This is a genomic window from Mycobacterium gallinarum (genome assembly GCF_010726765.1).
GTDB classification, from domain to species: domain Bacteria; phylum Actinomycetota; class Actinomycetes; order Mycobacteriales; family Mycobacteriaceae; genus Mycobacterium; species Mycobacterium gallinarum.
Genome location: NZ_AP022601.1, coordinates 4075240 through 4088676, shown reverse-complemented (window position 1 = coordinate 4088676; position 13437 = coordinate 4075240). Strand labels below are relative to the sequence as shown.

Annotated in this window: 12 protein-coding genes; 4 read left to right on the top strand and 8 right to left on the bottom strand. The window is 66.0% G+C overall.

The window, feature by feature from the left end:
* Positions 1 to 11 precede the first annotated feature (11 nt).
* The 6 genes from G6N42_RS20095 to G6N42_RS20070 all read right to left on the bottom strand — a co-directional run bounded on the left by G6N42_RS20095 (position 12) and on the right by G6N42_RS20070 (position 6756).
* Entirely contained in the window at positions 12 to 1205 is a 1194-nt protein-coding gene (locus G6N42_RS20095; RefSeq protein WP_163731919.1) for an NAD(P)/FAD-dependent oxidoreductase, read from the bottom strand.
* Complete coding sequence (locus G6N42_RS20090; RefSeq protein WP_163731916.1) at positions 1202 to 2530, bottom strand: FMN-binding glutamate synthase family protein; 1329 nt, start codon at positions 2528 to 2530, stop codon at positions 1202 to 1204. The genes G6N42_RS20095 and G6N42_RS20090 overlap by 4 nt, the downstream gene beginning before the upstream one ends.
* A complete protein-coding gene (locus tag G6N42_RS20085; protein WP_163731914.1) occupies positions 2530 to 3213 on the bottom strand; it encodes a GltB/FmdC/FwdC-like GXGXG domain-containing protein in 684 nt (227 codons plus the stop codon). The genes G6N42_RS20090 and G6N42_RS20085 overlap by 1 nt, the downstream gene beginning before the upstream one ends.
* Positions 3201 to 4079 carry a class II glutamine amidotransferase domain-containing protein gene (locus tag G6N42_RS20080; RefSeq protein ID WP_163731911.1) on the bottom strand — a complete coding sequence of 293 codons (879 nt, stop codon included), beginning with the start codon at positions 4077 to 4079 and terminating at the stop codon, positions 3201 to 3203. Before G6N42_RS20080 ends, G6N42_RS20085 begins: the two co-directional genes overlap by 13 nt.
* A gap of 15 nt (positions 4080 to 4094) precedes the next feature.
* Complete coding sequence (gene glnT, locus G6N42_RS20075) at positions 4095 to 5408, bottom strand: type III glutamate--ammonia ligase (RefSeq protein ID WP_163731908.1); 1314 nt, start codon at positions 5406 to 5408, stop codon at positions 4095 to 4097.
* Positions 5409 to 5496: 88 nt separating this feature from the next.
* Entirely contained in the window at positions 5497 to 6756 is a 1260-nt protein-coding gene (locus tag G6N42_RS20070) for an ammonium transporter (protein ID WP_163731905.1), read from the bottom strand.
* 128 nt (positions 6757 to 6884) lie between these two features.
* Between G6N42_RS20070 and G6N42_RS20065 the strand changes: the two genes are divergently transcribed.
* The 4 genes from G6N42_RS20065 (at position 6885) to G6N42_RS20050 (ending at position 10934) form a co-directional block, all read left to right on the top strand.
* Entirely contained in the window at positions 6885 to 7340 is a 456-nt protein-coding gene (locus G6N42_RS20065; protein ID WP_163731902.1) for a hypothetical protein, read from the top strand.
* A gap of 94 nt (positions 7341 to 7434) precedes the next feature.
* Entirely contained in the window at positions 7435 to 8700 is a 1266-nt protein-coding gene (locus tag G6N42_RS20060; RefSeq protein WP_163731899.1) for an aspartate kinase, read from the top strand.
* Between the two features lie 61 nt (positions 8701 to 8761).
* A complete protein-coding gene (locus G6N42_RS20055) occupies positions 8762 to 9808 on the top strand; it encodes an aspartate-semialdehyde dehydrogenase (RefSeq protein WP_163731896.1) in 1047 nt (348 codons plus the stop codon).
* Between the two features lie 7 nt (positions 9809 to 9815).
* Complete coding sequence (locus tag G6N42_RS20050) at positions 9816 to 10934, top strand: DUF4185 domain-containing protein (protein WP_163731893.1); 1119 nt, start codon at positions 9816 to 9818, stop codon at positions 10932 to 10934.
* On the opposite strand, the gene G6N42_RS20045 is transcribed toward G6N42_RS20050, so the two are convergent.
* Both G6N42_RS20045 and G6N42_RS20040 read right to left on the bottom strand, forming a co-directional pair.
* Complete coding sequence (locus G6N42_RS20045; protein ID WP_163731890.1) at positions 10931 to 11632, bottom strand: GAF and ANTAR domain-containing protein; 702 nt, start codon at positions 11630 to 11632, stop codon at positions 10931 to 10933. The two genes, G6N42_RS20050 and G6N42_RS20045, sit on opposite strands and share 4 nt — an antisense overlap.
* A gap of 101 nt (positions 11633 to 11733) precedes the next feature.
* Complete coding sequence (locus G6N42_RS20040) at positions 11734 to 13239, bottom strand: FAD-dependent oxidoreductase (protein WP_163731886.1); 1506 nt, start codon at positions 13237 to 13239, stop codon at positions 11734 to 11736.
* Between the last annotated feature and the right edge of the window lie 198 nt (positions 13240 to 13437).

Sequence of the window (13437 nt, the reverse complement as noted above, 5' to 3'; positions counted from 1 at the left end):
TCAGCCAGGAGTCAGCGCATCTGTCCGGCACCGGAATACGGATACGGGCTTGTGAGTAGGTCGCCCTCGCCGAATCGGGACAGCCGGAAGTCACTGTCGGGGATGCGGGGATCGGCGCTGCGGCCGTCAACGACGAGATCGGCGATCAACCGTCCGACCGCTGGTGCGATCTTGAACCCGTGACCGCTGAATCCGGCGGCGACGACGAGCCCCTCCACGCCCGTCGTGCTGATGACCGGGTTCCAGTCCGGGGTGACGTCGTAGCAGCCGGCGTAGCTGCCGGTGATCGCCGCATCGGTGAAGCCGGGGAATCTCGTTTGGACGCGCTCGACGGTGTCCTCGACGAAGGCCTCGGTGGCGCGGTTGAGGTAGTCGTCGGGGTTCGCGTCCTCGACGTCCGACAGGTCGCTGTTGCCGAACAGCAGCTCACCGCCGAGTTCCGGGCGAATGTATTGCAGTGACACCAGATCGGAGAACACCGGCACACTGCCGATCTCGACACCCGGCTTGATGGTGACCAGCTGTTCGCGGACCACTCGGATGGGCACATCGATGCCATACGGCGTCAGGAACTCCCGGGTCCAGACGCCGGTGGCCACCACGACGGTGTCCGTGGAGACCTCCGATCCGTCGGCCAACCGAACACCGGTGACTCTGTCACCGGCGGTCAGCAATCCGGTCACGTTGGCGCCCTGGAGAATCCGCACACCAGCCGCGCGCGCCGACGCCGCGAACGCCTGCGCTGTCTGGTACGCGTCGCCGTAGCCACCACGTGCCTCCCACGCGAATGCCCGGAACGGCGTCAAATCCGCGTGCGGCCACAGCCGGGCGACGTCGGAGGCGTCGATCTCCTCGGTCTGAACGCCCACTGCGCGCTGCGCGGCAAGGCTCTTTCGCAGCGAGTCGATATCTGGATCGCCGACGCCGACGACGTAGCCGGTCTGCCGGAAGCCGATGTCGACTGCGTGATCCCCGAGAAAATCCTGAGCCTTCTCGAACACCTCGAGGCCGACGGTGGCCATCGCGGCCAGCGAGCTGACGCCGTAGTGGCAACGCACGATGCCGCTCGACTTCCCGGTCATCCCGGCACCAACGGTACTGCGCTCGGCCACAACGACATTGGTGACACCACGCTGCGACAAAGCCCACGCCGCCGCGGCACCCTCGATGCCGCCGCCGACGATCACGACATCCGCGGTGGTCATCTGCCCGGAATCCACTCGGTGCCGGCCAACGGGACCCGCGCCATCGCCGCCGCCTCGATCGTGACCGCCACCAGGTCCTCCGGTTCGAGGTGGCACACGTGGGACTTGCCGCAGGCGCGGGCGATCGTCTGGGCTTCCATGGTCAGCACCCGCAGGTAGTTGGCCAGACGCCGACCGCCTTCGACGGGGTCGAACCGCGACGCCAGCTCCGGATCCTGGGTGCTGATACCCGCCGGGTCGGTGCCGTCCTGGAAGTCGTCGAAGAACCCCGCGGCGCTGCCGAGCCTTTCGTAGTCGGCAGAGTAGCGAGGGTGGTTGTCGCCCAACGCGATCAGCGCGGCGGTGCCGATCGCGACCGCGTCGGCACCCAGCGCCAGCGCCTTCGCCACATCGGCTCCGGTGCGGATACCACCCGACACGATCAGCTGTACCTTGCGATGCACCCCGAGCTCCTGCAGCGCCTGCACCGCTTGCGGGACAGCCGCCAGTGTCGGGACTCCGACGTGCTCGATGAACACTTCCTGAGTCGCCGCGGTACCCCCCTGCATGCCGTCCACGACGACGACGTCCGCTCCCGCGTGCACCGCGAGTTTCACGTCGTAATAGGTGCGGGTGGCGCCGACCTTCACATAAATCGGCTTCTCCCAGTCGGTGATCTCCCGCAGCTCGTTGATTTTGATCGTCAGGTCGTCGGGACCGGTCCAGTCGGGGTGGCGGCACGCCGAGCGCTGGTCGATGCCCTCGGGCAGGGTGCGCATGGCCGCGACGCGCGGCGAGATCTTCTGTCCGAGCAGCATGCCGCCGCCGCCGGGCTTGGCGCCCTGCCCGAGAACGACCTCGATCGCGTCGGCCTTGCGAAGGTCGTCGGGGTTCATGCCGTAGCGGGATGGAAGATATTGGTAGACGAGGAATTTGCTCTGTGTCCGCTCCTCGGGAGTCATCCCGCCGTCGCCGGTCGTCGTGGAGGTGCCGACCTCGCTGGCGCCGCGCCCGAGCGCCTCCTTCGCCGGACCGGACAGTGCGCCGAAGGACATGCCCGCGATGGTGATCGGAATGTCGAGGTGCAGTGGGAACTTGGCGCAGCGGTCGCCGAGCACGACGTCGGTGTCACACCGTTCGCGGTAGCCCTCCAGTGGATAGCGCGACATCGACGCGCCGAGGAACAGCAGGTCGTCGAAGTGGGGCAGGGGACGCTTGGCGCCCCAGCCGCGGATGTCGTAGATGCCGGTCTCGGCGGCACGGTGGATGGCGGCGATGGTCGACCTGTCGAACGTCGCGGATTCGCGAAGGCCCAGTCGGGCGCGCTCGTCAGCGGTGTAGCTCATCAGTAGGCCGTCGCGTTGTCGACGTGGAAGTGATAGAGCGAACGGCCCGAGCCGTAGCGGCTGTAGCTTGTGGTGTCGTCGTCAAATCCGGCTGCTGCCAATAGTGATTCGAGCTCAGCGTGATGTTCGGAACGCATCTCTTTGGCGACGCAGTCGGCGCCCAGCGATGTGACGTCGCCGCGGACGTAGATGCGTGCCTCGTAGATCGAGTCGCCGAGCGCCTCGCCGGCGTCTCCGCGGACGACGAGCCTGCCCGCCTGCGCCATGAAGGCGCTCATGTGTCCGACGTCGCCGCCCACCACGATGTCAACTCCTTTCATCGAAATACCGCACCGCGCAGCGGCTTTGCCCTCGATGACCAGGAGCCCACCGTGCGCGGAGGCACCGGCGGACTGGGATGCGCTGCCCTTGACCCAGACGGTGCCGCTCATCATGTTCTCGGCGACGCCGGTGCCGGCGTTGCCGTCGATCGTGACGCGGGCCTGCTGGTTCATGCCCGCTGCGTAGTAGCCGACGTGACCCGCGATGGTCACCCGTATCGGCGCGTTCAAACCGACCGCGACGTTGTGTGCGCCGTCGGGATGGGCGATGACGTAGTCACCCGACAAGCCGGGGGCGTGCAGAGCGGCGTTGATCTCGCGCAGCGGGGTGGTGGCCAGGTCATATGCGATCAGCGTCTCCATGCGTAGACCACTTCCGGCTCGGGCTCCCAGATCTTGGCCGTCTCCACACCGGGAAGGCCTGCCAGAGCGCGGTATTCGCTGCTCATGGCGACCCAGTCATCGGTTTCGGCGATGACAGCGGGCTTACACGCGATGGCGTCGCGGACCACGGCGAACGAGTCCCTGTTGGACACCAGCAGTGTGTAGAAGCCGTCGAACACCGCGCAGAGCTCCTTCAGCGCTCCCTCGACGTCTCGGCCGTTGGCCAGCTGATCGGCGATGAAACGCGCGCCCACCTCGGTGTCGTTGTCGCTGTCGAATGACACTCCCGCTGAACGTAACTCGCGGCGGATGGTGGCGTGGTTGGCGAATGATCCGTTGTGCACCATGCACTGTTCGGGGCCCACCGCGTACGGATGGCACCCTGCGGGCGTCACCGCCGACTCGGTTGCCATCCTGGTGTGCCCGACGCCCTGCCAGCCTTGCGCCTTGGCGAGCCCCCAGCGTTCGGTGAGTACCCGCGGATGGCCGACGCCTTTGAGCACCGTGAGGTCGGCGCCGAATCCGGCGACCAGAGCGTCGGGATACGCCGACTTGGCGGCGGCCAAGATGTCCTCTGAGGAGGTCTGTGCGGTAAGGAGATACGTCTCGTCGAGCTGTGTGACCGAAACGCCGAGCGTCTCGGCGACCTCGTCCGGGCTCGCGTCGACCTCGAGCAGTGACACGCAGCCGTGACCGGGCGGTGACCACGTCGGATCTCCGTACACCGCAACGCCGGCCGAGTCGCTACCTCGATCGCCCATCTCGCACAACATGCCGGTGACCAGTTCGCCGAGTTGGGGATGCAGGTCGGGGTGGCGCAAGTGCAGGCCCACAATGCCGCACATCGGAAATCCTTTCGCTCAGAACGCGGTGAGGTAGTGGTCGATTTCCCACGGTGTCACGGCGCTGTGGTAGGCGAAGAACTCGTCGCGCTTGATGCTCGCGAAGTAGGAGGCCACCCCGTCCCCGGCAGCGTCGAGCACACCGGTGATCACCGGGTCGCTCTCGAGTTCGTCGACAGCGTGCAACAGTGTGGGCGGCAGCGCCGAACGACCTTGGGAGCCAACACCACCGGGATCGGTGCTGCGCTTGATGCCGTCGATGCCCGCACCGAGCGCGGCCGCGATCGCCAGGTAGGGATTCGCCGAACCGTCACCACCGCGCAGCTCGACACGCTGGTCGTCGGGCACCCGGATGTAATGCGTGCGGTCGTTGCCGCCGTAGCTGGGGGTGTTGGGTGACCACGCGGCACCGGATGCCGTCGAGGTCGCCCGAGTCCGCTTGTAAGAGTTGACTGTTGGTGCGACGACAGCCTGCAGCGCGCAGGCGTGTTCGAGGATGCCGCCGATGAACGAGTAGGCGGTATCCGACAGGCCGAGCCCCCGCTCGTCGGGGATGCCCGCACCGGCGGGGAATACCGGAGTGCCGCCGGTGGTCAGCGAAAGATGCAGGTGCAGACCACTTCCCGTGCGGTCGGCGAACGGTTTTGGCATGAAGGTGGCCACCATGCCCCGCTCGGCGGCGATCATCGACAGCAGATAACGCAGCGTGACGACACGGTCGGCGGTGGTCAGCGCGTCGGCGAACTGGAAGTTCTGCTCGAACTGGCCGTTGCCGTCTTCGTGGTCGTTGGCGTAGTTGAACCAGCCGAGGCTGTTCATCGCCGTCGAGATCGCGGTGAGGTGGTCGTACATCCGGGTGACGCCGCGTGCGTCGTAACAGGGTTGGGCGGCGGTGTCGGCGGTGTCGGCGGTGGACAGTGCACCGTCGGCGTCGCGACGCAACAGGAAGTATTCGACCTCCGCGCCGACCCACGGCTCGAAGCCTGCGTCGGACGCCTGCGCGATCATCGCCTTGAGAATGACGCGCGGCGCGAAGGGCCACGGTTCGCCGTTGACATGTGGGTCGCAGTGCACGATCGCCAGTCCCTCCTTGAGGAACGGGATCGGCGTGAACGATTCGGGATCCGGAATGGCCATCAGGTCAGGGTCTTTGGGCTCCTGGCCCATGGCGCCGACGGCGTACCCGGCGAATCCCACGCCCTCGGTGGCGAGCAGGTCGACGGCTTCGACCGGCACCAGCTTGGCGCACGGCTTGCCGCGCAGGTCGATGAACAACGCGAGAATGAATTTCGTCCCGGATGCCTCGGCATGCAACGCCAGATCGTTGGACATTGTGCGGAAACCCTGTCTCTTGTAAGGAAACACGACACCTATGAGTCGACCGGCGCGGCCGGTATGGTCCGCGCCGGTCGACTACGCGTCAGGCAGGTTGCAGTTCGTACGACGCCTCGCGGTGGAAGGTCGCGTCGATGCCCTTTTCCTCTTCGTCGGGGGAGATGCGGATGCCCATCGTCATCTTGATGGCGAGGGCGATGATGCCGGCGACGACGAACGAGTAGATCATCACCGCGCCCGCCGCGACGGCCTGCCGCCACAGCTGGTCGAACCCGCCTCCGTAGAACAGCCCGTTGATGCCGTTGGGCATCGACTCGCTGGCCAGGAATCCGATCAGCAGGGTGCCGACGACTCCGCCGACCAGGTGGACACCGACCACGTCGAGCGAGTCGTCGTAGCCGAAGCGCTCCTTCAGGCCCACCGCGTACACGCAGACGGCACCCGCGATGGCCCCGAGGATGATGGCGCCGACGGGCGTCACCGATCCGCACGCGGGGGTGATCGCGACGAGTCCGGTGATCGCACCGGACGCTGCGCCGACGCCCGTGACGTGGCCGTCCTTGATCTTCTCCACCGCGATCCAGGCCAGGGTCGCAGCGCACGTCGCTACGAACGTGGTAACCATGACGATCGAGGCCGAGTTACCCGCGGCCAGTGCCGACCCGCCGTTGAATGCGTACCACCCTGCCCACAGCAGGCCGGCGCCGAGCAGTGTCAGCGGAACGTTGTGCGGCTTGCGCAGCTGTCCCCAGCCGGCGGACTTGCCGAGCACGATCGCGACGGCCAGCGCTGCCGCGCCGGCGTTGATGTGCACCGCGGTGCCGCCCGCGAAGTCGATGGCGGCGAGCTTGTTGGCGATCCAGCCGCCGACGGAGTCCTCGGTCACCACACCGTCGAACGCGAAAACCCAGTGCGCCACGGGGAAGTACACCAGCACCGCCCACACGGCGGCGAAGACCATCCAGGCGCCGAACTTCATCCGGTCGGCCACGGCACCGGAGATCAGTGCGACGGTGATCGCCGCGAACAGCGCCTGGAACAACGCGAACAGTGTTATCGGGAGCCCGGCGATCGTGGTGTTCGACTCGAGTAGGTCCTTCATCCCGGCGAACTCGGTGATGCTGCCGAGGAATCCGCCGTAGGACGTCCCGAATGTCATGGAGAAGCCGAACAGCACCCACAGCACACCGACGATCGCGCACGCGCCGAAGGTCATCATCATCATGTTGGTCGAGCTCTTGACGGACACCATGCCGCCGTAGAAGAGAGCGAGCCCGGGGATCATCAGCGTGAGGCCGATGATGCAACACAGCATGAACGCTGTGGTCCCTGTATCTACATCCATTTATGTCTCCTGAAGTGATGCGGCCCGCCGCGGACCGTTCACTGTCAGTAACCGTTGTTTCTGTTACGTGGATCAGCTCGCGATGTTGCCTGCGCGTTAATAGTCGGCGGGTCGCTAGAGTTTCAGCAATGAGACTCGACCGACGCTGGTGGCTCGCCATAGTCGTCGTCGTCATCGTCGTGATCGCGTTCGTGGTATCGAATGTCTTCTTCGACGGGCCCTCCGAGGAGTGCAAGCCCGTGCAGGCCTTCCTCGACTACAACAAGTCACAGGGCGAGCTGATCGCCTCTAAGGAATCCGACAGCGACCCGGCTGTACCGACGGTGGCCGAGGACGCCGCGTACCAGCAATGGGCCGACGGTATGGCCCAGCGTGCACAGAACATCAACGACCCCAACCTCGCGGCCACCGCCATCCAGGTCGCCGATGCGGCCTCCAAATTCGTCGCGATGCTTCCGCGGGCGAGGGCCGAGTCTGAGAATCACGCGCCGGGCGCGCCTGCGCCGCCGTCGTTTTTCGAGATGACGCTTCTGAACAAGCGCATCGGGGACGGACTCAGCCAGCTGGCGGACGCCTGCAGCTGACCGGCGGACAAAATAGGGTGCGTCAAACCCTTATCCTTGTTGGGATTGTGCCGGACCCATGACCGCGGTCCCAACCACCTGAAAGGCATGCCCAGTGGCGCTCGTCGTGCAGAAGTACGGCGGATCCTCGGTATCGGACGCCGAGCGGATCCGCCGCGTCGCCGAGCGCATCGTCGAGACCAAGAAGGCAGGTCACGACGTCGTCGTCGTGGTGTCGGCGATGGGTGACACCACCGACGACCTGCTCGATCTGGCCCGGCAGGTCTCCCCGGCCCCGCCCGCGCGCGAGATGGACATGCTGCTGACCTCGGGTGAGCGGATCTCGAACGCGCTGGTCGCGATGGCCATCGACTCGCTCGGTGCGCAGGCGCGGTCGTTCACCGGATCGCAGGCCGGCGTGATCACGACCGGGACCCACGGCAACGCCAAGATCATCGACGTCACCCCCGGCCGTCTCCAGGAAGCGCTCGACCAGGGTCTGATAGTCCTGGTCGCCGGATTCCAGGGGGTCAGCCAGGACAGCAAGGACGTCACCACGCTCGGCCGCGGCGGATCCGATACCACCGCCGTCGCGCTCGCCGCGGCGCTGAACGCCGACGTGTGCGAGATCTACACCGATGTCGACGGCATCTTCACCGCGGACCCCCGCATCGTGCCCAACGCCAAGCACCTCGACACCGTGAGCTTCGAGGAGATGCTCGAGATGGCCGCCTGCGGGGCCAAGGTGCTGATGCTGCGCTGCGTGGAATACGCCCGTCGCTACGACGTTCCGATTCACGTCCGCTCGTCGTACACGGACAAGCCAGGCACTCTCGTCAAAGGATCGATGGAGGACATCCCGATGGAAGACGCCATCCTGACCGGAGTCGCGCATGACCGCAGCGAGGCCAAGGTCACCGTCGTGGCCCTGCCCGACGTTCCCGGCTACGCCGCCAAGGTGTTCCGTGCGGTCGCCGACGCCGACGTGAACATCGACATGGTGCTGCAGAACATCTCCAAGGTCGAGGACGGTAAGACCGACATCACGTTCACTTGCTCGCGCGAGAGCGGGCCGGGCGCGGTGGAGAAGCTGACCGCCCTGCAGGACGAGATCGGCTTCTCCAAGGTGCTCTACGACGACCACATCGGCAAGGTGTCGCTCGTCGGTGCGGGTATGCGCAGCCACCCCGGCGTCACCGCGAAGTTCTGTGAGGCGCTCGCCGAGGTCGGGGTGAACATCGACCTCATCTCCACCTCCGAGATCCGAATCTCGGTGTTGGTCAAGGACACTGAGCTGGACAAGGCCGTCGTCGCGCTGCACGAGGCGTTCGGCCTCGGCGGTGACGAGGAGGCTGTTGTGTACGCGGGAACGGGACGTTAGGTCCAAGGTGTGGGGGTACCTCCCGCGCGTAGCGTAGGGGGACGAAGCGACGGGATCAAAGATGGTCAACATCGGAGTAGTCGGCGCGACCGGGCAGGTCGGCCAGGTCATGCGCACGCTGCTGGAGGAGCGCGACTTTCCCGCCACCAGCGTGCGGTTCTTCGCGTCGTCGCGTTCCCAGGGCAAGAAGCTGCCCTTCCGCGGCCAGGAGATCGAGGTCGAGGACGCCGAGACCGCAGATCCGGCAGGGCTGGACATCGCGTTGTTCTCGGCGGGCGCGACGATGTCGAAAGTGCAGGCTCCCCGGTTCGCCGAGGCCGGCGCCGTCGTCATCGACAACTCCTCGGCATGGCGCAAGGACCCCGACGTCCCGCTGGTCGTCAGCGAGGTCAACTTCGCACGCGATATCGGAAACCGCGCTCGGTCTCTCAAGCGGGGCATCATCGCCAACCCGAACTGCACGACGATGGCCGCGATGCCGGTGCTGAAGGTGCTGCACGACGAGGCGTCTCTGGTGCGCATGATCGCGTCCACCTACCAGGCGGTCTCGGGCAGTGGAATCGCGGGCGTGGAGGAGCTGCATGCGCAGGCCAGCGCCGTCGTCGCCAACAGCAGGGACCTGGTGGCCGACGGGAGCGCACTCGACTTCCCGGCCCCGGCGAAGTACGTCGCGCCGATCGCCTTCAACGTGGTGCCGCTCGCGGGTGCACTCGTGGACGACGGTTCCGGTGAGACCGACGAGGACCAGAAGCTGCGCAACGAGAGCCGCAAGATCCTCGGCATCCCGGACCTTCTGGTGAGCGGTACGTGCGTGCGGGTTCCGGTGTACACGGGCCATTCGCTGTCGATCAACGCCGAGTTCGCCGAGCCGCTATCCGTCGCGCGCGCAACCGAACTGCTGGCCGACGCGCCGGGGGTGAAACTGGTGGATGTGCCCACCCCACTGGCGGCCGCCGGCATCGACGAGACGTTGGTCGGCCGTATCCGCCAGGATCCCGGAGTGCCGGAGGGCCGCGGGTTGGCGTTGTTCCTGTCGGGCGACAACCTGCGAAAAGGTGCGGCGCTGAACACCATTCAGATCGCCGAGCTGCTGGCCGCCGAGCTCTGAACGTCGGGTGACTTCCCGCTGGGCCGTCGCAGGCGCAGCCATCGGTCTATGGCTGGCGTCGTCCCCATGGGCCCACGCGGATCCGCCGTCGCCCATCCCTGATCCGGTCCTGCATCCGCTCGCGCCCGGTCAGGTCATCCGAATCGGCCCAACGGCCGGGACGGGTACGCCGACAAGGGATTACGGTATCGGTGCCACCGACCTCTGCGAGTTCATGGAGTTTCCCAGCGGCATCCTTCAGGTCTGCGGTGACAGTTTCGCCGGCCAGGCGGTCGGCTTCGGCGGGTGGTATTCGCCGATCGCGCTGCACGTCGAATCCGATTCGATCGACGATCCCAACGGTGTGCGCTACGACGCGGTGAGGGGTATCGACAAGCCGCTGCTGGGCGATCCCACCGAGCCGGGGACCTCACAGCTACCCGCCGGCGTGGTGCAGATAAACCGCGAGAACTACCTGTTGGTGACCACAGTGCGCGACCTCAAGCCGCTGACATCGCGACTGGTGAAAGCGGATGCCGCACAGAGTAACTGGCAGACAGTTCCAGGTTCGGTCCGCGACGCGACCTATGAGAACTCTTGGCAGTCGCAGATCAGTGGCTACTACGACCCGATCCCTCGGCCGGACTCCGAGAGCGGATGGGTGTACATCGTCGCGAACAACTTCGACCGCACTGGACCGTTGGTGTTGTATCGCGCGCAGCCCAAGACCTTCACCGATCGCTCCAGCTGGCAGGGCTGGTCGACGGAACTGGGCTGGGGGCAGCCGCCAACTCCGTTGTGGCCGGACATGATCGGTGAGATGAGCATCCGCCAGATCGACGGCAAGACGGTGCTGTCGTACTTCAACGCGACCACCGGGAACATGGAGGTGCGAGTCGCCCATGACCCGACCGGTCTGGGGACAGCCCCGGTGACGACGGTCGTCGTGGCCACCGAATGGCCGAATCCCGTGGAACACCTTGGGCCGCCGGAGAACAACCGGTTGGCACAGCCCTACGGCGGATACATTTCACCCGGTTCCACTCTGGACGAACTGAGGGTGTTCGTCAGCCAGTGGAACACCACCGCCCGCGGCGGGACGCCGTACCGGGTCATCCAATTCGCGGTGAACCCGTTCAAACCCTAATCAGACCTTGACAAGCCCTCCTCGTGCTCGGTGACCAGCCAGCGGGCCACGTCTACGAGCTTGATGTTGGTTTCCTGCGATGCGCGGGTCAGCATGGCGAAAGCCTGCACTCCGGTGAGGTTGTCGCGCTGCATGAGCAACCCCTTGGCCTGCCCGATGATGTCGCGGCTGGCAAGTCCCGTCTGGAACTGGACCGCCGCCGCCGAGTCCGCCATCGCGACAGCAGCGTGCCGGGCCAGGATCATTCCGGTCTCCACCGAATCGTCGCTGAACCCACCGGCCTCAGTGCCGTACACGTTGAGGGCGCCGAGCTTGCCGCGCCGCACGAACAGCTGAAATGACAGCACGCTTCGCACGCCCAGTTCCACTGCCTGGTTTGCGAATTGCGGCCATCTGGTATCGAATTTCGTATCGTCGATGCGCACGGTCTGCTGATCTCTCAGGGCCGTGAGGCAGGGGCCGTCGCCCAACTCCACCTGCAAATCTTCCAGCTTGGCGACGATCGGATCGGTCGGGACTTTGACGACCACTCGTTCGCCGTCGATGAGAGAGATGCCGGCCCACCGCGCCCCAGGCACGATTTCCGCGGCCGCGTCGACAATGGTCTGCAAAGTGTCTTGGCTGTCCGCCTGGCCCTGCATCTCGACGGCCAGGTTTCCCAGTGTCTGCGCCAAGACGTGGCTGGATTCTCGGTGCATGGTTGGGGATTACCCCGGGTCGGCGCTATCCATTCAACGAAGTTCGTCACAGCCGTTGACCTCGTAGGACAGGCCGAACAAGTGTGACTCCGCGCGTGAGCTCAGGCCGTCAAAGACTTGGTGGCGGGGCCCTCGAGCAGGCTGCCGTCGGGGGCGAAACGGGAGCCGTGCAGCGGGCACTCCCAGGTGCAGTCCGCGTCGTTCCAGCTCACGATGCCGCCGAGGTGCGGACACACGGGAGAGACAACGTGCGTCTCACCGTTGACCGTGCTCTGTGCGCGCAGGTGCCAAGGAGGTCCGGTCACCACGCCGTCGCCTTCGCTCGGCGTGGCCGTCGAGGCGACGATCGGCGTCACCCAGCCCTTGGCCAAGTTGAACCCCACCTCGAGGTTCGACATCAGCGCTGTGGCGAGGCCGGCGGCTTCATGTGGGCTCCAACTCGCGAACGCGCGACGCCAGTCCATCCGGCCGCCGAGCATCTGCGACGAGAGCGCCAGCGCCGCCGCGACGCCGTTGGACATCCCCCACTTGTCGAAACCTGTAGCGACGAAGATTCTGTCGAACTTCGGCAGCAGCGGCCCCACATACGGGAGCTCGTCGATCGGCGTGTAGTCCTGGGCGGACCAGACGTGGGTCCGAACGGCGCCCGGATAGTGCAGGACGGCCCATTTCGTCAGCTCTTCGATACCGGCCGCCGCTGAATCGGCGCGTCCGACGGTATGCCCAGCGCCGCCGACGACGAGCTTTTCTCCCCCGGCAGTCGGCGCGTAGCGCACCGAGCGAGTAGGCGAGTCCACGGAGAGGAACATGGAACGGGTGATGTCGCCGGGTACGTCGAACGCCAGGCAGTAGGAGCGCTGGGGCTTGACCCTGGCGAAGAATCCGCCTCGGTCCAAGATCGGGATGCCGGTCGCGAGCACAACCTGCTGCGCCGTCAGAGAAACCTGTTGCTGCTCTGAGGTTTCCGGTAGCTGCACGGAAACCTGCAGTGGACCCGTGCCGGAGATCGAAGTGACTCGAACACCCTGCAGCAACGTGCCGCCATGCGTTTCGAGCTCGGTCACCAGACGGTTGAGGAACGGCATGGGATCGATCTGCGCCTGGTCCGGCAGTCGAACCCCGCCGCGGAACGGGAACGGAACGTCCGCCTGCTCGACCCACTCGGCGCTGTCGAGTCCGGCTGCCCTGGCGGCTGACAGCACCGACCTCGCGGTGTCCACGCCGTCGGCCGCCTGGGCGTAGGCATAGTCGTCTTCGCGCTGGACATCGAGACCGTGTTCCTCGCAGTAGCGAAGTAGCCACTCGCGGCCCTCGGTATTTCCGGTGACGTAATCCCGCAGCACCTCTTGCCCGTGCTTCTTGGCGATACGTGAGAGCTTGGTGCCCTGCAGCAGGCTCACCTTCCCCGTGGTGTTACCGGTCGCCCCGGCACCGACGTACTGGGCTTCGACGACGGTGACGCGTTTACCCGCCCTGGCCAGCAGCACAGCTGTGGTGAGGCCGGTGATCCCCGCGCCGACGACCACCACGTCGGAGGCATCCCGGAGAATCTCGTCGCGCGGAGTACCGGCGGATTCGGCCGCGTCGGCCAGCCATAGCGAGGTCATGGCGCCAGAACTACCCGGCCCGGGGGCCGCCAAACGTCGAAAACCTTGCCTGCCGGATGGCAAAACCTTCCCTCCCACAAGCGAACTCTGCCTTTGGGCGATTACCTGTTCCCGGCATGCTCGGGCCATTTCTTCAGCGATGACGCACCCCCTGACAGAGCCGATCCCATTCCGCACACAGCTGATTCATAGGCGATA